Source organism: Paraniabella aurantiaca (assembly GCF_050309965.1).
Taxonomy (GTDB): Bacteria; Bacteroidota; Bacteroidia; order Chitinophagales; family Chitinophagaceae; genus Niabella.
On sequence record NZ_JBLOSY010000001.1, the window covers coordinates 2,222,979 to 2,243,561 of the forward strand.

The 20,583-nt window shown below is 41.7% G+C and carries 22 protein-coding genes and 1 riboswitch; of the genes, 10 read left to right on the forward strand and 12 right to left on the reverse strand.

Annotation, left to right across the window (positions count from 1 at the left end; genetic code table 11):
* Positions 1-13: 13 nt before the first annotated feature.
* The 4 genes from ACLOAU_RS09720 to ispG all read right to left on the reverse strand — a co-directional run bounded on the left by ACLOAU_RS09720 (position 14) and on the right by ispG (position 5,486).
* A complete protein-coding gene (locus ACLOAU_RS09720) occupies positions 14-1,168 on the reverse strand; it encodes a redoxin domain-containing protein (protein ID WP_427861671.1) in 1,155 nt (384 codons plus the stop codon).
* Between the two features lie 400 nt (positions 1,169-1,568).
* A riboswitch (SAM riboswitch) is annotated at positions 1,569-1,697 on the reverse strand.
* Positions 1,698-1,822: 125 nt separating this feature from the next.
* Positions 1,823-2,440, reverse strand: coding sequence for a class I SAM-dependent methyltransferase (locus ACLOAU_RS09725; RefSeq protein ID WP_427861672.1), 618 nt, complete (start codon positions 2,438-2,440; stop codon positions 1,823-1,825).
* A 15-nt stretch (positions 2,441-2,455) separates the two neighbouring features.
* A complete protein-coding gene (locus ACLOAU_RS09730; protein WP_427861673.1) occupies positions 2,456-3,124 on the reverse strand; it encodes a lysoplasmalogenase in 669 nt (222 codons plus the stop codon).
* 352 nt (positions 3,125-3,476) lie between these two features.
* A complete protein-coding gene (gene ispG, locus ACLOAU_RS09735) occupies positions 3,477-5,486 on the reverse strand; it encodes a (E)-4-hydroxy-3-methylbut-2-enyl-diphosphate synthase (protein WP_427861674.1) in 2,010 nt (669 codons plus the stop codon).
* Between the two features lie 361 nt (positions 5,487-5,847).
* On the opposite strand from ispG, the gene ACLOAU_RS09740 reads away from it, so the two are divergent.
* The 6 genes from ACLOAU_RS09740 (at position 5,848) to ACLOAU_RS09765 (ending at position 8,932) form a co-directional block, all read left to right on the forward strand.
* Complete coding sequence (locus tag ACLOAU_RS09740; protein WP_427861675.1) at positions 5,848-6,429, forward strand: Crp/Fnr family transcriptional regulator; 582 nt, start codon at positions 5,848-5,850, stop codon at positions 6,427-6,429.
* Positions 6,430-6,599: 170 nt separating this feature from the next.
* Complete coding sequence (locus tag ACLOAU_RS09745; RefSeq protein WP_427861676.1) at positions 6,600-7,100, forward strand: DinB family protein; 501 nt, start codon at positions 6,600-6,602, stop codon at positions 7,098-7,100.
* A 23-nt stretch (positions 7,101-7,123) separates the two neighbouring features.
* Positions 7,124-7,513: a VOC family protein gene (locus tag ACLOAU_RS09750; protein ID WP_427861677.1), complete on the forward strand. Its 390-nt coding sequence runs from the start codon at positions 7,124-7,126 to the stop codon at positions 7,511-7,513.
* Between the two features lie 3 nt (positions 7,514-7,516).
* The gene (locus tag ACLOAU_RS09755; RefSeq protein WP_427861678.1) at positions 7,517-7,933 is read left to right on the forward strand and encodes an SRPBCC domain-containing protein; all 417 of its coding nucleotides are present in this window, start codon (positions 7,517-7,519) and stop codon (positions 7,931-7,933) included.
* On the forward strand, positions 7,930-8,499 hold the full coding sequence (locus tag ACLOAU_RS09760) for a dihydrofolate reductase family protein (RefSeq protein ID WP_427861679.1): 570 nt from the start codon (positions 7,930-7,932) through the stop codon (positions 8,497-8,499). Before ACLOAU_RS09755 ends, ACLOAU_RS09760 begins: the two co-directional genes overlap by 4 nt.
* Before the next feature lie 61 nt (positions 8,500-8,560).
* Complete coding sequence (locus ACLOAU_RS09765; RefSeq protein WP_427861680.1) at positions 8,561-8,932, forward strand: DoxX family membrane protein; 372 nt, start codon at positions 8,561-8,563, stop codon at positions 8,930-8,932.
* Between the two features lie 30 nt (positions 8,933-8,962).
* Here the strand turns inward: ACLOAU_RS09765 and mnhG are convergent, their stop codons facing one another.
* The 8 genes from mnhG to ACLOAU_RS09805 all read right to left on the reverse strand — a co-directional run bounded on the left by mnhG (position 8,963) and on the right by ACLOAU_RS09805 (position 16,156).
* Positions 8,963-9,391 carry a monovalent cation/H(+) antiporter subunit G gene (mnhG, locus tag ACLOAU_RS09770; RefSeq protein ID WP_427861681.1) on the reverse strand — a complete coding sequence of 143 codons (429 nt, stop codon included), beginning with the start codon at positions 9,389-9,391 and terminating at the stop codon, positions 8,963-8,965.
* The gene (locus ACLOAU_RS09775; RefSeq protein WP_114792224.1) at positions 9,384-9,656 is read right to left on the reverse strand and encodes a monovalent cation/H+ antiporter complex subunit F; all 273 of its coding nucleotides are present in this window, start codon (positions 9,654-9,656) and stop codon (positions 9,384-9,386) included. The genes mnhG and ACLOAU_RS09775 overlap by 8 nt, the downstream gene beginning before the upstream one ends.
* Complete coding sequence (locus tag ACLOAU_RS09780; RefSeq protein WP_427861682.1) at positions 9,653-10,129, reverse strand: Na+/H+ antiporter subunit E; 477 nt, start codon at positions 10,127-10,129, stop codon at positions 9,653-9,655. Before ACLOAU_RS09780 ends, ACLOAU_RS09775 begins: the two co-directional genes overlap by 4 nt.
* A 12-nt stretch (positions 10,130-10,141) precedes the next feature.
* The gene (locus tag ACLOAU_RS09785; protein ID WP_427861683.1) at positions 10,142-11,644 is read right to left on the reverse strand and encodes a proton-conducting transporter transmembrane domain-containing protein; all 1,503 of its coding nucleotides are present in this window, start codon (positions 11,642-11,644) and stop codon (positions 10,142-10,144) included.
* On the reverse strand, positions 11,641-11,997 hold the full coding sequence (locus ACLOAU_RS09790) for a Na+/H+ antiporter subunit C (RefSeq protein WP_427861684.1): 357 nt from the start codon (positions 11,995-11,997) through the stop codon (positions 11,641-11,643). The genes ACLOAU_RS09785 and ACLOAU_RS09790 overlap by 4 nt, the downstream gene beginning before the upstream one ends.
* Position 11,998: 1 nt before the next feature.
* Positions 11,999-12,412 carry a Na+/H+ antiporter subunit B gene (locus ACLOAU_RS09795; RefSeq protein ID WP_114792220.1) on the reverse strand — a complete coding sequence of 138 codons (414 nt, stop codon included), beginning with the start codon at positions 12,410-12,412 and terminating at the stop codon, positions 11,999-12,001.
* A 1-nt stretch (position 12,413) separates the two neighbouring features.
* Positions 12,414-14,723, reverse strand: a complete 2,310-nt coding sequence (locus ACLOAU_RS09800) for a putative monovalent cation/H+ antiporter subunit A (protein WP_427861685.1) — start codon at positions 14,721-14,723, stop codon at positions 12,414-12,416.
* Positions 14,724-14,890: 167 nt separating this feature from the next.
* A complete protein-coding gene (locus tag ACLOAU_RS09805) occupies positions 14,891-16,156 on the reverse strand; it encodes a glycosyltransferase (protein WP_427861686.1) in 1,266 nt (421 codons plus the stop codon).
* 197 nt (positions 16,157-16,353) lie between these two features.
* On the opposite strand from ACLOAU_RS09805, the gene ACLOAU_RS09810 reads away from it, so the two are divergent.
* The 4 genes from ACLOAU_RS09810 (at position 16,354) to ACLOAU_RS09825 (ending at position 20,574) form a co-directional block, all read left to right on the forward strand.
* Positions 16,354-17,757, forward strand: a complete 1,404-nt coding sequence (locus tag ACLOAU_RS09810) for a TolC family protein (RefSeq protein WP_427861687.1) — start codon at positions 16,354-16,356, stop codon at positions 17,755-17,757.
* 11 nt (positions 17,758-17,768) lie between these two features.
* A complete protein-coding gene (locus ACLOAU_RS09815) occupies positions 17,769-18,728 on the forward strand; it encodes an HlyD family secretion protein (protein WP_427861688.1) in 960 nt (319 codons plus the stop codon).
* 17 nt (positions 18,729-18,745) lie between these two features.
* On the forward strand, positions 18,746-19,921 hold the full coding sequence (locus tag ACLOAU_RS09820; RefSeq protein ID WP_427861689.1) for an ABC transporter permease: 1,176 nt from the start codon (positions 18,746-18,748) through the stop codon (positions 19,919-19,921).
* A 107-nt stretch (positions 19,922-20,028) separates the two neighbouring features.
* Entirely contained in the window at positions 20,029-20,574 is a 546-nt protein-coding gene (locus ACLOAU_RS09825; RefSeq protein WP_427861690.1) for a Crp/Fnr family transcriptional regulator, read from the forward strand.
* Positions 20,575-20,583 lie beyond the last annotated feature (9 nt).

Sequence of the window (20,583 nt, forward strand, 5' to 3'; positions counted from 1 at the left end):
CCATCTTTGTATTTTAGTTGAAAATTTCTTTCAACTTTTTATCCAGTTCATCTTCGCGCAAATCTTTTGCTATGATCTTTCCTGAAGGGTCTAAGAGGAAGTTTTGAGGAATAGCACCCACGCCGTACAATTTGGCAACCTCGTTGTCCCAGAACTTAAGGTCTGATACATGAGTCCAGGTTAGCTTGTCGTCGTGTATTGCCTGAAGCCATTTGTCTTTAGCGTTTTCCCTGTCTAATGATACTCCGAGAACCGTAAAATTCCTGTTCTTATACTTTTCGAAATTTTCTACCACATTTGGATTTTCTGCCCTGCATGGTCCACACCAGGAAGCCCAGAAGTCTATTAAAACATATTTGCCTTTGAATGAAGCCAACGACACCGCAGCGCCTGATGTATCAGCCTGCGTAAATGCGGGTGCATATTTTCCTACACCTACTTCACGGAGTTTTTCCAGGCGGTCCAAATAGGTTTTTCCCTGGAAACTTTGTTGTACTGCAAGGGGTAGCTGTTCGAACAAAGGAAAAGTAGTGGCGTACTCGGGATTATAACCTGCATACTGTTGCAATGCATCGAGGGCAACAATAGTGGCTGGGCGTTTGTCGAGGAAAGCTTTAAGTACTGTCTTTTGTTCTGCTTTCACTACTTCTACGGCGTCATCAAATTGTTTGGCGGTGGCAGAATCTTCCCGTTGCTCTTTGCTAAGTGCATAATGTTTCTCGTACAGGGCCGATATTTTTGAAGAGGTTTCTTTCAGCGTTTCAGAGAGCGCTTTGGATTCTTTGTTTACGGGTCCGGCAGTTACAATAGCTTTGGCCAGTGTGTCTCCACCATTAATATTGGTGATACCTTTTTCCAGGTACAGGCTTAAATAATCACCAGGTTGTCTTTTTTCGCTTTTCGTTAATCGCTGGTATACGAGAAAAGCTCTTACAGGATAAGCTATGGTTCCTTTAAAATGGAACTTACCGTTTTGAACCAGGAAGGAGTCTTTGATGGCTTTCTTATCCTGGTTATACTGCAGGTAAACAATTGCCGAATCCTCTATCTTGGTTAATTTGCCATTGATAGTAAAAGGAGTTCCTTTGCCAGATTGGGCGTAAAGTGCTGCGCCCGACAACAAGGCTATACCAGATAGCAGTGCTGTGATTTTTGATTGGATAGTCATTATATTTAATTAAGAGTGTAAAACATTCTATGTTCTTCTTTCTAAGCAAAAGCATTTAATATGCATTAGGATAGTATAGCCAATCTCAAGGTTGAGATGGCTGTATCTAACTCAATACGCTACTGGATTTCGTAATACTTTAAATGCTGACCAGATAGATATTATCTGTCTGCCTATTGATGCGTGATCAGCAACAACAACTCAATACTTTAATATTCATTTCTCAGGTTTGTACTATAATTGGTTTGAGGTATGATCAAGGAAGCTGAATCTTTTACCCTTTCCGATAATTTGTTTCATAAGAGAAACCACATCCTTCATTAAAAATAAAAGACGTTGGTGATATCGGAAAAGACATTGAAGATCATTTTGCAAAAGGGTGGTTCCTTGCAGCAGATTTTACTTATCTCTCTCCTGTAGCCGCCAAAGCGGACCAGGAGTAGGATGTAGCACCTTATATATAGTTATGATCTACATACTGGTTGCTAAGATTTCAACGAGCCTGTCTCTCCATCTTTCTTGATAAGATACCTATTTATAAGAACTTGATATAACAAAGATATAACTATTTTACAATAGTCTACTAAAATTGTGCACTAATATTTTTTTACGCCTAGAGTTACCTTTTTGCAAAAGCTATTTGTTGTACTTCTCTTACTTCAATACAAAAACACTAACGCCTGCTTCTTTTTGATGTAACGAAACTGTACAATTCCATTGTAAAGAGCTGTAGGGGAGCAGTTCCATAATAAATGGTTTAGCTACCAGGCGTTGAGGTGTACTGATCATTACAGTTACCTGGCGTTCAAGGAAGAATTGGAGTACTTGTTTCAACTCTTCAAATACAGCGGGTTCATAATTGACATCGCTTAATAGCACTACTTCAGGAAGCGGTTCTTTAGTAGCGTCCTTCCAGTTCAGGGTTTTGGTTATAATGTTTTTTAAGTCAAGATGCTGTGCAGACTTTTTTATAAATACTTCGGCCAGTGGCTCTTTATCGGTAATAGTTATTTGCTTTGCAAAGGATGCGGCATATAATCCCGGCAAGCCCAATCCGGCGGCCAGCTCCAGTATTCGTTTGTTGAGGATCAGATGAGTATGTTGCTCCAGGAAAAGACAAAGACCTATAGAGGCGGGCCATACCTGCGCCCAATAGGCATCGTCTTTATTATTTCGATACTTATCCAGTACGGCTTGTTCCTCCGGTACACATATCTCCAGGCGCTGATCCTTAAAAAAATATGTTTCGGGCTTTTGAGGTAGTGACATCATATACAAAGATGTGGTTTAAATGGCGGCAGTATTAATATACCTGGTAAGTCCTTTTACCAATAACCATTGGGCCAGCACATAAGTAATCATAATAGCCCATCCTCCCCAGGGATAAGGGTGGTAAAATTTATTAATAGCTAATACAGAATCTGAAACCACGAAAAGGATCGCCCCTGTGAGGAGATACCGTGCAGTGATATTATCTTCCAGGTCATAAAGATGCATGGCTACCAGCAGCATAAAGCTGATCACGAGGCCATACACTATAACCGGGTATTTCAAACCGCCCAGGTGTGGAAGTAGAAAATTAATGATCAGGAAATAATAAATGGCTACAATAATAGCGGCATACCACTTACCCGATATCTGATGTTGCGTACGTATTTGATGAAAAGTATAAATGTAGAAAAGGTGAGCTAACAGGAAAGCGCAAAGTCCCAGGATAAAGAACAATTCATTGGTATTGGCGAACATAAGCAGGGTGTCGCCGGCAATAGAAAATATTAATGCAGCTACTATCCATTTTTTCAGGGCCGAAGTTACCTGTCTGGTACTTAAAATAAAATAGTACAGTAAGGAGCTTACTAATAACGGTTTAAAGATAAACTGCAGGGTGTCTTGCTCAAAAGCCATACCCAGGAAATAGGTGATAGCTATGATGCCAAAAATAGAAGCAGGTTTCATATGGGGTAATGATCTGTTTGAGTAAAGATAATGCAGTATAATTCGGAATGCAGTTTTGAAAAATGTTCCCTCATTTAAAAAAACAAAACAGGCTATCCCTGAAGAATAGCCTGTTCCGTAAGATAAGGTTGGTGGTTAAGATTTCTCTATTTCTTTGTCAGCAACGGTAAGCGTTTACCAACTGGTTATTTCCTCGTATGGATGCGCAAATTTTAGAAAAAATGCTGAGCACAGGAAATGTTGATGCGTTTTTTCGATGAACCTACCGTTATTGTCAATGAATGCGTTTGATACTTCTTTGAAATCGGATAAAAATGATCGTTTTCGTAATAAGGAAACTCTTAATTGAATGCTATGGTTCTACCCAGGCTTCGTTTTCTTTTAATAAATTAATCAATTCATCTACGGCAACCTCGCTGTTTACATTTCGTTTAACCACCTCCTTGCCCCTGTAAAGCGTAATTTTTCCGGGACCACTTCCCACATAACCAAAGTCGGCATCTGCCATTTCGCCCGGTCCGTTTACAATACAACCCATAATGGCTATTTTAACGCCTTTAAGATGGTTGGTTACCGAGCGTATTTTGGTGGTGGTTTCCTGTAAGTCAAATAAAGTTCGACCACAGGAGGGGCAGGAAATATATTCTGTTTTGGAAATACGCATACGCGTTGCCTGCAATATGCTGAAAGCCGTGTTATTAACGAACTGTTCGGGGGATTGGTTGTTCAGGTAATTTCTTCCTGATGCATTTAAAGTGGCTGCTTGTGCATAAGCATTGTTGGTCATGCCCAGGCAAATACCATCACCAAATCCGTCCAGGAACAAAGCCCCGGTTTCTGTAGCGTAATGAATAAGATGCTCGTCTGCTGTATCCCAGTTACTATCGGTTATCAATACAATGGGCGCGGTAATATGCTCCTGCTGCAATTTAATGCAAGTAGCTCTTACCGTTTGCATTGCATTTTTTTGAGTGCTGCTCAGGCACAAAACAACATTTTGTTTTTGTGTAACCCGCTGCAGGTACTGTTCTTCCTGCGGGCAATCAATCATCACAAAATTAATAGGGCTATCTGGCTGTTCTATTGCTGCAAAATGTTCAGCACAATAAATAGGAAAGTATTGGTTTGCATCCGGCGCATTTTTCCAATGCTCATATGAAGTGATTACTTTTAATGTGCCCGGCAATGCAAAGCCAATATCCGGTTGATTGATGTATACATAATCAGCGGCCGCATCAGCTATATTCCATTTATCGTCTGCTTCATTATAGGTGTAGCCGATACCTTTAAGCGAAGCGGGCGTTATATGTGCTACCTTGCTAAGGTCTGCAATTACTACAGGTACCTGGCCTCCGCCAATATTATTAACGGCTTTTGTTTGCTGTCTTTTGAAATTAAAAGGTTGATAAGTTGAAAGGTTGATAGGTTGGTAAGGGGTATTGTCTTTTTCAACTTTTAAACTGGTCAACTGGTCAACTTTATTTTCATACCGCTTCACAATATCCCTGCAAACGGGTATTTCCAGTTCGGGATCTTCGGTAAGAGAAACACGAATGGTATCACCGATACCGTCTTCCATCAGGGTGCCAATGCCTACAGCAGATTTGATACGGCCTTCTTCGCCATCACCTGCTTCGGTAACACCCAGGTGTAAGGGGTATATTTCGCCGAACTCATCCTGCATGGTTTTGATCAGCAGGCGATAAGCCTGCACCATCACCTGCGGGTTACTGGCTTTCATACTTAAAATGATCTGGTGATAACTTTCGCTTCTGGCAATACGTAAAAATTCCATAGCGCTTTCCACCATTCCAATAGGCGTATCGCCGTACCGGCTCATAATGCGGTCACTCAAACTGCCATGATTGGTGCCGATACGCATGGCAGTGCCATATTCCTTACAGATTTTTACTAGTGGTGTGAAACGATCGCGGATACGGTCTATTTCTTCTGCATATTCTGCATCGGTATATTCTATTTGTTCAAATTTCTTCTTATCAACATAGTTGCCGGGGTTAACCCTTACTTTTTCGATGATACGGGCAGCCACCTCAGCGGCATTCGGGGTAAAATGTATATCCGCCACTAAAGGGGTGGTATAGCCTCTTTTTTTCAGTTCGTTTTTGATGTTCAGCAGGTTTTCGGCCTCTTTTTTCGAAGGTGCCGTAATTCTTACAAGCTCTGCTCCCGCCTCAATGCAACGGATGGTTTGTTCTACCGTGGCAATCGTATCCATGGTATCCGTAGTGGTCATGGTTTGCACCCGGATCGGATGATTATTGCCAAGGAGCAAGTCGCCGATTTTTACCTCTTTGGTTAACAGTCTTTTATATTGAGTCAATGATTCCGCGAATAATTCCATTTGGCAAAGATATTTTATTAAAGCTAGAATCAGCATTTGCAATTGGCGAGGGGGTGCATTCCAATTTGTCGCATTCTTTTTTTACCGCAGAGAGCATGAGTTTATTGAGTTTACGCGGAGAGATCTCTGCGTAAACTCTTGAGTCTCTCTTCTCAGCGGTTAAATTTATTTATACTTTTTTGCTTAGTTGCGACAAATTGGAATGCGCCCATTGGTGAGTGATCATAGTTCTTTCCGCCTTCGTTTCAATGAACAGATATGCTTATTTTGATAGCCCTTATTCGTAGGGGTTATAATAATGATGCTGGTTATGTGTTGAACGCTTTTTATAACTATCTTACATGCTTGTTAAATAATACTCATGGAAATTTTAAAAGCGGTTTACCAGCACCCCCTTTTGTCGGATAACGATTTTCAACAAATTGCCAATGCCCATGAGTTAATGGAAGTGCCCAGGGGTACACTGCTTTTGAAGGAAGGGAAAATTGCCAATGAATATTACGTTCTGCAAAGCGGAGTGGCAAGGGCCTATGTTTATGATTATAATAACGACGAGATCAGTACCGAATTTTTTACCGAAGGGGAGATCGTGATCTCAACCGCGTCTTTATTTCAACGTATCCCTTCTCCCGAAAATATACAAACCGTCACGGATTGTGTTATGCTAAAAATTCAGTTTGATGTTTTCCAGGCGCTGTTCAGTACGATACCTGCGTATGTGGATTGGGGACGTCTTTGGTTTACCAGCCAGCTTTTCGCGATCAAGCAACGGTCGCTCGATATGGTACAGGAAACGGCCACCAATCGTTATCTTAAATTATTGAAGGCCAAGCCACAGATTATACAGAATGTGCCGTTAAAGCAAATCGCTTCTTACCTGGGTGTTACCGATACATCGTTAAGCAGGATCAGGAAAGAAGTAGCTACCTACCCTGCCGGGTAATACGCCAGTACCCTTCAGCCAACCAGTGTTTATTCACCCATCTACTTGTCATAGGACAAGTATTTCTTTTTTAAGCAATCTCTATTAGATTACTTGCCAAATGGCAAGCGCATGTGCGTTTATGTGATGCTATTTTTGAATAACGGTTGACCCTTAAAAATTATTCAATTATGGAAAAAGCACAACTAAACCAGGATATCAGCAGCGTCTTTGATGAAGTGATTGAGGTTCTTAACGAAATACCCCAGGACCTTTTTAACCGGGTGCCCTTCGAAGATAGCTGGACCATTGGCCAAGTGGCTGAGCATATTGCCATTTGCAGTCGGGGTATACCCGATAGTCATGTAAAAGAGGTTGAGCGGGTCTATGATGAAAATGAAGAAGCGCTAAAAGGGATATTTCTCGATATGAGCCAAAAAGCAAAAGCGGCTCCGGCGGTCACACCACACCTGCCGCCACATCAGAAAGAAGAGCTGCTTGAAAAAATAAAAGCTAATAAAATAGTTCTTACAAAAACTATAAAAGACAAGGAATTATCGCAAATATGTTTGGATATGGAATTCCCCTTTATGGGATACCTGACCCGCTACGAGTGGCTGCGCTTTGTGCAGGTTCATACACAGAGGCATCTGAACCAGATCAAAAATATCCAGGCTCATTTATTGAATTAATAATCATTTTAAAATAATCAACAATGGAAAGCAAAAAAGGAAACCCGGTAGTATGGTTTGAAATTTATGTAGATGATATGAACAGGGCTACCCGGTTTTATGAAACAGTACTCGATGTAAAGTTGGAGCAAATGTCTGATCCCACTGATCAGTCAATGAATATGCGTTCTTTCCCGGGCAACATGGAAGATTTCGGTGTATCCGGTACCCTGGTGAAAATGGAGGGCATGAAAGCAGGTGGTAATAGCGTAACTGTTTATTTCGGGTGCGAAGATTGCGCGGTAGAAGAAAGCCGTGTTGAAGCCGCGGGAGGCAAAGTAGTTCAATCTAAAATGTCTATTGGCGAGTATGGGTTTTGTTCCACCGTTCAGGACAGCGAGGGTAACACTATTGGTCTTCACTCAATGATATAAACTATGGGTCATGAAAGCTTGATTGCATTGGTTTTAATCAACCGGCCGGTAACGGAGGTTTGGGAGTACTGGACTCACGCGGAGCATATTATGCAATGGAATGCACCCTTCGACGATTGGCATTGTCCTGAAGTTGAGAACGACGTGACAGCAGGCGGACGGTTTAAATTTTTTATGGAAAAAAAGGATGGAAGTGAAGGATTTGAACATGCCGGTACTTATAATCAGGTTACCCCCTTTGAAATGATTGCCTATACGCTAAAGGATGGAAGACAGTCCTGGATTGAATTTCAGCAGATAGATAGCAATACGATTGTAAGGGAACGCTTTGAGCCCGAATTACAAACAGCTATTGAACTGCAGAAAGAATTTTGCCAGTCAGTACTGAATAGGTTTAAAAATTACGTAGAGCAACAATGAGGAAAATTATATGGATTGCACATACTTCATTAGATGGGTATGTAGCTAATAAAGCAGGTAAGCTCGATGATTTTGAATCGGGGGAAGATAATCTTGACTTCGTAGGTGAGGTATGCAGAGAAGCCGGTACCATCTTATCAGGAAGGATTACTTATGAATTATTGCATTCTTTCTGGCCTGATGCCGGTAAGCTGCCCGGCGCTACCAGGGCTAAAAAAAAATACTCGGATTGGTATAACGGTACCACCAAAATAGTAGTTACCCGAACACCCGCAGAACTATCTAAGGATAATACCTGTTTTGTTCATGATAATCTGGTGCAATATATCCGGCAGGCCAAGGGGCAAAAGGGTAGTTCTATTGTTATTTTTGGCAGTGCAAGTGTGGGAGGCCAGTTGATGGAGCACAACCTCATTGATGTTTACTGGATCTTTGTAAACCCGGTTATTTTTGGATCTGGTGTTCCTCTTTTCAAAAATGGTGCTAACCGGCGAAAGCTCAGGTTAATCGAAACCCGAAGGTTTGCCAATGGCGAAGCAGCCCTGAAATATGTTTCGGAAAATTAGAACAAAATTTTAGCTTTACTATTAATCTCTAAACAGACAATCACTTTAAAAAATCAGACTAATGAAAATCGTAAAAACAATCTTTTTCGTGCTTTTTGCATTGATGTTTATTAATGCCGGTTTAGATAAATTCCTGCATTACATGCCGATGCCGGAGATGACACCCGAAATGAAGCCCGTGTTTGAGGCATTTGGTACACTGAGTTGGTTAACTCCGCTGACGGGTCTTATTGAGTTGTTAGCCGGGATACTGATCCTTTTTCCTAAAACCAGGGCGCTGGGTGCTATTATGATATTACCGGTAATGATTGGCATACTTTGTCATAATGCAACTTTTATGCCTTCAGGACTGCTTATAGCAGGCGTGCTTTTCCTCATCAATTTTTGGATGATCGGTGATAACTGGAAAAAATATCAGGCAATGGTAAGCTAAGGCTTACCATTCTTCTTTTGTACCAGTGGATTACTTGGTTTCATCTGCTGTATCTGCTATCTGGTCATCATAAGACGATATCGATTTATCTATAGCCTGCAGAGGATCGCTTTGCAACTCATGGGTTTCTTTATTGTACATACCGTCTAGCTCGTCAACCACTGTACCTTTCCATAATGGAGTGCCTATAAAGTAGGCCGTCCGGCCAATCATATGTGCCGCAATGGGCGCCGTTATGATGAGGAAAAAAATAATAGCGATAGCTTTCGTGGTTACTGAAGCATCCCCTGGAAACATGATAGCGGCACAAATCAACAAAAGCCCCACGCCCAGGCTGGAGGCCTTCACTGTAACCGATAAACGCAGGTAAAAGTCGGGCATTCTTAAAATACCAATGGATGCGAATAAAATGGCTAATGCACCCAGGGTGCTGAGTATGGCTAAAAGTATATTAATCATCTTTTTGTTTTTCTATGTAATAGGAAAAGGCAATAGTGCCCAGGAATGCAATAAGCGCCAGTATAATGGCTACATCCAATAATATTTTTTGATTTTGCCTGATGCTGTAAACGGTAATAATACCGATGCCAATGGTAATGATGAGGTCCAAAGCTATTACACGGTCTACTATTGCAGGACCTTTAAACAGCCGGATAAAAACCAATACTACCGACAAGGTGAGTATGGGCAGAATGACGAAATCAAAGTAGTTGGCTAATGTCATCTTAAAATTTCTAATAGTCTTTTTTCCATGCCTTCTTTTAGCTGCCTGACAAAGGCTTCAGGGCTTTTAAGATACATGGCGTGTATATATAATGCTTTTTTATCTTCACTTACATCCAGGATCAAAGTGCCGGGGGTTAAGGAGATGAATGTGGAGAGTACATTGATCTCAAAATCAGATCGGGCGCTCATAGGATAACGCACTACGCCCGGCCTGAAAAAATATTTGGGCGTGATCACATCATAAGCTACCTGTACATTGGCTTTGAGCATCTGGTACAAAAAATAAAAGGCAAAGCTGAATATCTTGGGTATCCGGTAAAAGTACCTGCGATCCTCTTCATTCTTATTCATGATCCATAGCACAAAAAAGCCCAGTATAAAGCCAAAGACGAAGCCTGAGTAAGACAACGAACCTGTAAGGGCTACCCACAAAAAAGATAGCAAAAGGTTCATCAGAAAATTCTTAATCATACTTTTCCTGTTTTAATTTTTAAAAACTGCATTTATATAAGAGCTGGTATCCAGCAACTCCGTTGCAATCCTGTCCGCTACCTGTATAATTACTTCGGCATTCAATCCAATATAAACAGAAACAATGCCCAGAATAGCTACGGGAGCGATCAATAAAAATTTCCTGGATAAAGGCATCGGCTCAAATTTATTGTCGATTACTACATCTGCCGGCACCTCTTTCCAGAATACTTCTGCCCATAACCTGGCAATCACATATAATGTTGCGAGGCTACCAATGATCAGTGCACCTACAAAAAAATACTGGTGTTCATTAAATGCCTCTCTAAACAGGTATACTTTTGGCCAGAAACCTGATAATGGAGGTATACCTACCAGTGATAATAATACGATAGCAATCAACAGGGATATTTTGGGATATTCTTTATATAACCCTCCCAGCTTTTCCATAGTAACAACACCTCTCAACTGCATAATAACTCCCGATATCAGGAACATGTTGGTTTTAACCATAATGTCGTGTATGAGGTAAAACAAGGTGCCCATTAATGCCAGTTTGCTAAACATAGCGATACCTCCCACCATAAAACCAATATGGCAAACAATAAGGTATGAGAATAGCCTGCGGATATTGATTTTGTTTAAAGCTCCGAAAGTTCCTGTAAGTATGGTAAGCACTGCAATAACCATCAACAGGGTGCGGGTAAAATCATCAGGAATAAATATCAGGCTGTTTACACGCAGGATGGCATAGATACCCACTTTGGTAAGGAGGCCTCCGAAAGTTGCCGCTACTGCCGAAGGAGGTGTATGGTAGGAAGAAGGCAGCCAGAAATATAAAGGAAATACAGCCGATTTAATGCCGAAGCCCAATATGAAAAATACCGAAGTAATGCCTACTAAAGACCGGTTCTGAACGTCGTGCATTTTGATGGCGAGATCAGCCATATTCAGAGAACCTGTCATGCCATACAATATGCCAATACCCGTTAGGAAGAACATGGATGCCAGTATATTCATCGACATATATTTCAGCGCTCCTTCCAGCTGGTTTTTGCGTCCTCCCAATGTCATCAGTACAAAGGATGAAATAATGATCACCTCAAACCAAACGTAAAGATTGAAAATGTCGCCGGTTAAGAAGGCTCCGTTCAAACCCATCACTAAAAAGTGAAATATGGGGAAATAGCCGTACAACATTCTTTGGCGGCTCAGACCGGTTGCCGAAAACATAGACACTGCAAAAGCCGCAATAGAAGTAAGCAATACCATGGTGACCCCTAAAAGATCAGCTACAAAAACAATACTGAAGGGGGCTTCCCAATTGGAAGCATTAACGGTAAATGTACCGTTCAGATACACCCGCCTGAACAATATAATAGCAGCAACCAATGCGCCCAAGGCTCCGCCCACCGATAAAATACGTTGTGTAACAGTTTTGCGCCATGCAATCAGTTGAAAGATGGCGATGAGCAAATGGATAAAGACCGGTGCTAAAATAAAATTGCCCATCATATATCTTCCTCCTCCGGTGTGTTTAAGTTATCCAAATCATCTGTTTCAACCAATGCATACACACGTTTCAGTAATACGATAGCAAAAGCGGTAAGGGCGAAACTGATTACAATAGCCGTCAATATAAGCGCCTGTGGCACGGGATCGGCATAAGACTGATCCATCACATCTGCCGCAGCATCTATAATGGGAGGCTTCCCTTTAACAATGGCGCCCAATACAAAAATCAGTATATTGGTAGCGCTGCCCAGCAGCATGATACCTAACAATAGCTTTACCATGCTTCGCCGTAGTATAAAGTATACGCCCCCTGCATACAACAGTCCAAGCACCAATATCAGTAATAACTCCATATTAATCGTCTGTTAGCGAAATAGTAAACAAAATAGTTAAAACAACGCCCACCACTACCAGGTAAACGCCCAGGTCGAAGAACAGCGCTGAACCCAGCGAACCTATGATGGGGAATTTGCCTTCTACCCAGAGCCCTGTCATAGGTGGCAAGCCCCATAACATCGGGGCCATTACACTAAGCGCAGCAATACCCAATCCTACAGGAATAAGAGATAGAGGCTTTCTGCCCAGCAATGTCATGGTAGCATTTGTGCCATTGGCAAAACTATGTAGCACAAAAGCAATAGATGCTACCAGTCCGCCTACAAATCCACCTCCGGGATAATAATGCCCTCTTAACAACAGGAATACCGAGAACAATAATAGTATCGGAAGCAGGTACCGCGTTGCCGTTTGTAAAATACTACTTCTCATATCATTCTTTTTCTGAGGGTTTTAATCTCAGTCTTAATAAATTATATACGCCTATAGCTGCAATACTTAGTACTACTGTTTCAAATAGTGTATCAATACCTCTGAAATCAACTAATATCACATTCACTACGTTTTTCCCTTTGGCATCCAGGTAGGCTTTGGAACCATAAAAATCGCTGGTGGCGGTTTCTATAGGTTCGTGGTGTACCTGAAGGGCAACCATACAAAGAATGAGTCCGAACCCCAATGCTACAGCCATGTCCCTGTACCTTTCTTTTCTGGTACCCAGGTTTAAAAAAGGAGGGAGTTTATATAGCACCAACACGAATAATACAGTAGTAAGGGTATCAATGGTAAACTGCGTCATAGCCAGGTCTGGTGCACTGTAAAAAACAAACATCACGCAGATGCAATACCCGATAATACTCATACATACAACGGCTGTAAGGCGCGACCTGGTAGTGATCATCATAGCTAATGCGCCTATTAAAATGGCTACTATTGCTACTTCGTAAACGCTTAGCATTGCCAGGTTATAGAAATTAATATCTATCGGGCCGCTTAGCCAAAGCTTGTAAGCCAACAAAGCTTCGGCAAATAAAATGATTTTTAAATGATAGGATCGCAGGTACCCATTGTGAAATGTGCTGGTATACCAGTCAGAAAATTTAAAGATCCCTGTGGTAAGACGTTGCATCAGGAACTCAGGCGCCAGCACTTTAAACCGCTGTAGCCAGTTGGCTTTTGAACTATCGGGTTTATTAAAGAGATAGAGCACTGTTCCGGCTGCGAAAGTGAGCAAGCTTAAAAGCAATACTGTATTGAAGCCATGCCATATTTTTAGATCGAGCCTGGTATCTGCGCCAAACATGGCATTAGCTGCACGCAGGGAAAAAAGCTCTCCTATATAGTGGGGCATCAATCCAAATAATACTCCTAAAACCGCCAAGATCAGTGGCGGCAGCCACATTGAGGTATAAGGCAGATGTATTTTTTCATAAGAAACAGGCAAAGCGCCCGTGAAGGGCTTGATCCCCGCCATGAATCCTGCGGCTACCAGGCAAATATTGGTGAGTACGGCAAGTGCTGTAAGTAGGGTTACCCATGAGGGTTGGGCATGAAGTGTTGCCTCATAAATGAGATCTTTGCCTATAAAACCAAATGAAAGGGGGATACCTGCACTGGAAAGGGCTGCAAGAGAACCTGCTATAGCCACGGGTAATAATACTTTCCTGAGACCCGACAGTTTTGTAATATCCCTTGTATGCGTTTCATGATCTATAATACCTGTAACCAGGAAGAGCGCTGCTTTATATAGCGCATGTACCAATATGAAAACGCTCACAGCAATTACTGCATCCCTGGTGCCCAGGCCTATAAGAAAGGTTAAAATACCTAATGCAGAAATGGTAGAGTAGGCTAATATACTTTTTAAGTCTACACGCAGCAGCGAATGACCAGCTGCAAACAACATGGTAAAGCCTCCAACGATCATGAGCGGGTAACTCCACATGGGTGTATTACCCAGTATAGGATCAAATCTTGCCAGCAGGTAAATGCCGGCTTTAACCATAGTAGCAGAGTGCAGGTAGGCAGATACCGGTGTTGGCGCCTTCATAGCACCTGGTAACCAAAAATGAAAAGGGAATTGTGCTGACTTGGTAAAAGCACCTACGAAAAATAAGCCCAATATTAATGGGTATTGGGTATGATGAATGATGGTTTCACGCGCATGCAGCAACTCTGAGATAGAGTAAGTACCAGCAACATTTCCTAATAATATAATACCCGCTAAAAGAAAAAAGCCCCCCATACCGGTAACGGAAAGCGCTGTGATCGCGCTTTTACGGGAACTGAGTTCACTGTTATTAAAGCCTATAAGAAAAAAAGAACTGATACTGGTGAGCTCCCAGAAAACAAACAGCAGCAGCATATTGTCTGAAAGTACCATACCCAGCATGGCCGACATGAATAAGCTCAGGTAGCCAAAGAACCGGTCAAAGTAAGGATGACCTTTTAAATAGGTGCGTGCGTAAAAATAAACAGCCGTTCCCACCCCCGTAATCAGTAAAGCAAATAGCAGGGAGAGTCCATCCAGCTTAAAATCCAGATTAACACCAAGCGAGGGGATCCATGAAGTAGATTGCAGAAATATTTCTCCTAATGAAACATTTGGCACTAATCTTAAATAATAAATAAATAAACCCAGGGGTAGGAGCATGAGTAAAATGCTCCACTTTGATTTGATGATTTTGCCAAATGGAATAATGAAAATAGAGGTAAGTAAGCCAGCCAATACCGTTAAAAGCATGTATAACAGGTTTGTTTTCCGATTGCGCTAAAAGTAAGGAAAACGGGTCGTTTTTCCTGAAAAAATACATATAATGTAATGGTGTGGTAACTACTGTTACATCTTTCTTTATGCTAAAATGTACTTATCAAAACAATTATGATGATATCCTGTTACTTAATACTATTTCATTTTGATATAAAATATGCTTCCAGTTTTGATATCGCCTGCTGCACGCCGTCTTCTTTTTCCATGAGGGTTCCTGTATAACGGGCGGCTGTTCTTACAGCCTCCGTGTCAGCCTTTTTAATAGCGTTCAGTAATTGTTGCCCTGTAAGCTTTTTGAAAGGTACATGTATGCCCATTCCCTTTTCTTCTATAAATTTCCCCCACATGGGCTGATCGCCAAAAACAGAAACTACAACTACCGGTAATTTTGCCAGCAAGGCTGCCCCGATTGTACCAATTCCGCCATGGACAACGGCCAACCGGCATTGAGGAAATAACCAGGCATGGCTGGCTGATTTGATTTTAAGTAAGCGGTTGTTTTCCGGCAGCTTTATATTATGGCTCCAGCCTTCACAAAAAATGTAACGTTCATCGGTATCGTTAAGTAAGCAGGTAAGTACATTGAAAAAAGTTTGAGTATCCGGCACCGGGATACTTCCAAACCCGATATAAACAGGCGGCTTACCCTGCTGTAACCAATCATCAATTTCGGCGATCTTATCCGAATCTTTCTCCTGGGAAACTGCTGTCGCTTTGGCGGTCAAAAACCCTGTTATGTCAACCTGCTGCGGCCAGTCAGAGGGCCGGCTGATAAGAGATCTGCTAAAGGCGTAGAGATGAAGGATGTTTTGTTCGTCAATAATCTGCATTAAAGATTTTTGAAGCGGCGGTAAGCCTAAATAAGCCCGGTGTGTATTGATATCCTTTTTATTTTCGTTCCAGAAAAACCATCGAATGAGCCGGTACGTAAACCTGTTATATATTCTGTTATTAAAGAAATCAAGCCCCGGAAAAGGAAATTCGGCAGTAGGTACTGTTGGAACAGATAGCTGAATGATGGCCCAGGGCTTCTTTAAGCTTTCAGCAACGGAAAACACCCACATCATTGTTAAAGGAGTGGCAATAAGCACATCAAATGCTTTACAGTGCTCGATCATCTTTTCAATAATCCCTCCCTGCATTTCCCTGGTTAACTTTCGAAGCTCCTTTAAATATGCCATTGTATTCGCCGACTTCAGAATACCCGTCATTTGGGGCGTTTGAAGCATTGCTTCGATATTTCCGGGAAGAGAATAAAAATCTATTTCATGTGCTGTTACCAACTCCGAGAAATTCTCGTTTCCTAATATACCTGCCCAATGTCCCCTGTTTTTCAATCCCAGGGCCAGCGCCATATAAGGCTGTACATCTCCTCTTGAGCCGAAAGTAATGATACCGTAATGCATTGATTTGATTTTATAAGTGCCAGGCAGCATGGGTAAGCAAAAGTTATGCGGCAAGCACTTTACAAAGATATAAAACACGGTCATAAATAACCGTGTTTTGCGCACTATAATTTACGGGCAAAACAATTTTTGACAAAAGTCAAAAGTTATGCCTGCGATCTTTTTCACCTTTGCATTGTCAACAAACAAATAATAAAATGAAAAAAGCATTCCTATTATTAACATCCGCTTTATGCATACAAGTGGCTTTGCAGGCTCAAAGCGCTCCAACACTCAGAGAGCTGGTAGACAGTGCGCTGCAACAGGATGCTACCCTGGTACAGCAAAAGTTACAGAACAGGCTAACTCATTTAGACCAGGAAAAGCTGAATGACATATTTCTGCCAAAAGTTGCTGTTAGCGGTAAATCAGGTTACCTGTATGCTTCAGCAAAATTGCAGTCGCCCGAGATTGTTATTCCTGCTGTTGCAAATATTTTTCCCGGCATGACGCTGGCAGAAGGGGCTCTGGACAATAATCTCAATATTTCAGGAATTTCTGTACAGGCAGGTGCTGAAGCCAGCATGTTGTTGTATTCTGGCGGAAAAGTAAAACATCTGAAAGAAGCCAATAAAGAAAAAGACCACTCGGAAAACATATTGATGGAAAAAAGCCGGGAAGATGTGATAGCTTTCATCAGTAAAATTTACGACCAGTTTGCATTGTTGAATGAATCGGCTAACGTATTGCAAAAGGGTAAAGAGCGGCTGGAAGTGATGAAGAAGACTGCCGATAAGGCCCTGGGCTATGGTTTGATCACCCCTTATGATCACAAAAAAATAGAATTGGCCCAGGCTACACTCGATTCAAAAATTATTGAATATAATAGTAAGAAAGAACTGTTAACGGCACAATTGGCCATTTTGAGCGGCATTGAGGAAGAAAGAATCATGGGCATTCAACCCCAGTTAAAACCTATTCAATTTTTAACAGGGCAGCATACAATTGCTAACAGATCTGAATTAAGAGCGCTGGATCATGCTATAAAAGCGGTAGATTATAAGATAAAAGCCGAACAAACCTGGTGGATACCCAAGGTGATGGCCAAGGCTTCTGCTTCATATATCGGGCTTTATAATAACCATATAACTACTTCCAGGGACATCATTCCCGGTGCTGTAGATCGTTTGAACTGGAGACCCGATAATTTACAGGTATTACCCCTGGTACAGGCAGGGGTTGGTTTTAAATGGGACCTGTTTGACGGAAAGGAAGGTAAAAATGCTATTGCCCGTGCGCGGGTAGAGAGGCAGGTGCTGGAAAGCAAAGTAAGAGATGCCCGGGATAAACTGCAATTAAACCAGGCCAATAGCATGAGCAACTATAAAGTAGCTAATGCACAGATTGCTTTGAAAGAGAAGGCCTGGGAGATAGCCGGAACTGCTTTAAGCAATATTGAAAAGGAATTCAGGTACGGTACTAAAAAATCGGCAGATTATATTGAGGCGGAAAACGACCTCGAAAATGCTGAACTGGAGTACCAGACGGCCATCTTTAACCAGCGCCGGGCCGCAATAGAATTGATGAGATCAACACAGGAATTAGACTTCAACAAACTTTAATATCAAAAGCCATGAAATATTTAAATATAGCCATAATTGCCGTTTTCATAATAAGCACTGCAACAGGTTGTAAACAGCGAAAGGAAGAGCGCGCAGTAGAAGGGAAAGTTAAAAAAGAGGTGATATCATTTTCACCCAAAATAAGCGGACGTATAGCTGAAATATACGTTCAGGAAGGACAAACGATACATACAGGAGATACGCTGGCCAGGCTTGATATACCCGAGGTGGAAGCTAAAATTACCCAGGCCAGGGGTGCTGCCACGGCTGCGCGGGCACAGGAGCAAATGGCCCGCAATGGCGCAACCTCCGACCAGCTAAAGCAATTGAAGGCAAAGCAGCAGGGACTGAAAGACCAGTTCGACTATGCGCAGAAATCTTTCAGCAGGGCTGAAAATATGTACCGCGATAGCTTAATGTCGCCACAGAATTATGATGAAGTATATGCAAAGTACCTGGGCGCCAAGGCACAGCTGGATGCTGTTAATGCCGAATTACATGATGTAACACGAGGTACGCGCTACGAGAAGATCGAGATGGCTGCCGGCCAGTCGGGCCAGGCAGCGGGTGCATTACAGGAAGCAAACACTGCTTATAAAGAACGCTATATTATTGCAACCAATGATATGGAGATAGAAACCATATCGCTGAATAAGGGAGAACTGGCGGTAGCGGGCTATGCATTATTTACGGGGTATATACCCCATACCACTTATTTCCGATTTACCATTCCTGAAAGCAGGATGTCGAAATATCAAAAAGGAATGGAAGTAAGCATGACGATACCATATAGCAAAAAAGAAATTAAAGGACAGGTAGTATCGATAAAGCAATTGGCCAGGTATGCCGATATTACTACTGCCTTCCCCGATTATGACCCAGAAGATGCAGTGTATGAAATTAAAATCGTTCCTGTAAGTAGCTCCGGCGCTGTAGATGTATTGGTGAATGCGAGCGTGCAACTTAATTAGCAGTTAAAATTAAAGCAATGAAAAATTTCAACAAACTGGTGAAGAGAGAATTTAAGGTGTTTTTGAGTAATACTACATTGTTATCAGTTTTTATTCTGGCTCCGCTTATTTATGCCATTTTTATCGGGTTTACCTACAGGCAGGGAAAAGTTGTTGATATTCCTGTGATAGTGGTTGATTATGACCATACCCCGGCTTCAACACAACTAACGGAGATGCTGAACGATAATAAAACGATTAAGGTGCTTCAATATTCAGTAAAGCCCGCCAATATTAAAGATGAAATCATACGGAGAAATGCTGCGGCTTTGGTGGTAATACCCGAACGATTTGAGGCAATGATGTTGCAGGGGAAATATCCTGAAGTGAACACATATGTCAATACCTCCAACCTGCTTACGGCAAACTTTGCATCGAAATCTATACAAACAGTGCTGGGCACTTATTCGGCCGGGGCAGAAATGAAGGGTTTACAAAAAAGAGGCATGTCTGCTGAAGCAGCCCGTATAAAGTATGAACCTTTTAAGGCCAACTACATTACGCTGTTTAATACTACAGGCAATTACCTGGTTTTTATGTGGCCGGCCATTATGGCGGTGGTATTGCAGCAGGTTATTATGCTGGCCATGGCTGTCAGTTTTGCGGAAGACTTTAAGCGTAAAGATTTTTTAGAAATGTTCGGCAAAGAAAATAAGCTGAAGCTGATGTTGATAAAAATCATCCCGGTGTTTTTGTTTTCTAATTTAAACGTGCTAATGTTTTATTTTTTCGGACTTGGATTTAGAGTGCCCGGTCCTGTTAATTGGGGAATGTTTTTACTAAACTCCGAGCTTTTTATTCTGGCGTCGATATTCCTGGCCGTTTTTATGAGTATACTCATCCCCAACGCGCTAAAAGCTACACAGGTGCTAATGGTAATTGCTTCTCCTGCCTTTATAATGAGTGGTTTTACATGGCCGGCTATCGCTATGCCTTCTTTTATTAATGCTTTTACATCAATAGTTCCATTAACACCCTATCTGAACATTTTAAAAATATCTCTGGTAGAGCGGGGTGGGGGTTATCTCACAAAACCATTCACCATTCATTTGCTGGTTCTGATTGTTGTTTTTTTCATACTAAGCTGGCTGCTGCTGGTTATTAAAAAGAAAAAGATAGCAGCACAGAAGGAGCCTGAGCTTGCAGCTGATTAAAGTTTTTTTTCTCTTTTATTATTTGTTGATAAAGCTCCTGTTGTCTAGCAGGAGCTTTTTAAATGCCGGTATATTCGATACTTTTGGAAAAAGAAAAAATGTACGCCTTGAATTTCTTATCCGGGATTATCAAAACAGATGATGATATAAAGGATTTTCTTTTGCAGCATGTTCATGTAATAGTTCTTAATAAAGGCGAAATGTTAAGAGGAGAACAGTCCCTGGACCGGAATATCTATTTCGTAGAAAGCGGGTTGCTCCGTACTTTTTATAATGAAGACGGAAAGGATATAACGCTTGGTTTCATCAAAGAAAATAGATTGGTAGCAAGTAAGGAGACCCTCTTCCTGGAAAAGCCTTCTCATAATAGTATAGAGGCGTTGGAAGCATCGGTGGTCAATACACTTAGTTTCAACAGTCTTCAAAAATTTGCGGAAACATCTATATCTGTTTCCAAACTCATGGTTTCGGTGATGGGCACTTTAATGATCAACCTCGAACGCCGTATCTATGCATTGCAATATATGACAGCTAAAGAGCGATACTTCCAGATGATGCAGGAGGAGCCTGACATTATTTTGCGTGCTCCTTTGGGTGCAGTAGCCAGTTACCTTGGCATGTCGCAGGAAACACTAAGCAGAATTAGAAGATGATTTTATTTA

Coding starts and splice junctions, on each gene's coding strand:
- ACLOAU_RS09740 (WP_427861675.1), top strand. CDS start 5,848: ATGGAAATTTTAAAAGCGGTTTACCAGCACCCCCTTTTGTCGGATAAC.
- ACLOAU_RS09795 (WP_114792220.1), bottom strand. CDS start 12,412: ATGAGAAGTAGTATTTTACAAACGGCAACGCGGTACCTGCTTCCGATA.
- ACLOAU_RS09725 (WP_427861672.1), bottom strand. CDS start 2,440: ATGATGTCACTACCTCAAAAGCCCGAAACATATTTTTTTAAGGATCAG.
- ACLOAU_RS09805 (WP_427861686.1), bottom strand. CDS start 16,156: ATGCATTACGGTATCATTACTTTCGGCTCAAGAGGAGATGTACAGCCT.
- ACLOAU_RS09750 (WP_427861677.1), top strand. CDS start 7,124: ATGGAAAGCAAAAAAGGAAACCCGGTAGTATGGTTTGAAATTTATGTA.
- ACLOAU_RS09780 (WP_427861682.1), bottom strand. CDS start 10,129: ATGATTAAGAATTTTCTGATGAACCTTTTGCTATCTTTTTTGTGGGTA.
- ACLOAU_RS09810 (WP_427861687.1), top strand. CDS start 16,354: ATGAAAAAAGCATTCCTATTATTAACATCCGCTTTATGCATACAAGTG.
- ACLOAU_RS09815 (WP_427861688.1), top strand. CDS start 17,769: ATGAAATATTTAAATATAGCCATAATTGCCGTTTTCATAATAAGCACT.
- ispG (WP_427861674.1), bottom strand. CDS start 5,486: ATGGAATTATTCGCGGAATCATTGACTCAATATAAAAGACTGTTAACC.
- ACLOAU_RS09790 (WP_427861684.1), bottom strand. CDS start 11,997: ATGGAGTTATTACTGATATTGGTGCTTGGACTGTTGTATGCAGGGGGC.
- ACLOAU_RS09760 (WP_427861679.1), top strand. CDS start 7,930: ATGAGGAAAATTATATGGATTGCACATACTTCATTAGATGGGTATGTA.
- ACLOAU_RS09765 (WP_427861680.1), top strand. CDS start 8,561: ATGAAAATCGTAAAAACAATCTTTTTCGTGCTTTTTGCATTGATGTTT.
- ACLOAU_RS09730 (WP_427861673.1), bottom strand. CDS start 3,124: ATGAAACCTGCTTCTATTTTTGGCATCATAGCTATCACCTATTTCCTG.
- mnhG (WP_427861681.1), bottom strand. CDS start 9,391: ATGATTAATATACTTTTAGCCATACTCAGCACCCTGGGTGCATTAGCC.
- ACLOAU_RS09800 (WP_427861685.1), bottom strand. CDS start 14,723: ATGCTTTTAACGGTATTGGCTGGCTTACTTACCTCTATTTTCATTATT.
- ACLOAU_RS09720 (WP_427861671.1), bottom strand. CDS start 1,168: ATGACTATCCAATCAAAAATCACAGCACTGCTATCTGGTATAGCCTTG.
- ACLOAU_RS09745 (WP_427861676.1), top strand. CDS start 6,600: ATGGAAAAAGCACAACTAAACCAGGATATCAGCAGCGTCTTTGATGAA.
- ACLOAU_RS09775 (WP_114792224.1), bottom strand. CDS start 9,656: ATGACATTAGCCAACTACTTTGATTTCGTCATTCTGCCCATACTCACC.
- ACLOAU_RS09785 (WP_427861683.1), bottom strand. CDS start 11,644: ATGATGGGCAATTTTATTTTAGCACCGGTCTTTATCCATTTGCTCATC.
- ACLOAU_RS09820 (WP_427861689.1), top strand. CDS start 18,746: ATGAAAAATTTCAACAAACTGGTGAAGAGAGAATTTAAGGTGTTTTTG.
- ACLOAU_RS09755 (WP_427861678.1), top strand. CDS start 7,517: ATGGGTCATGAAAGCTTGATTGCATTGGTTTTAATCAACCGGCCGGTA.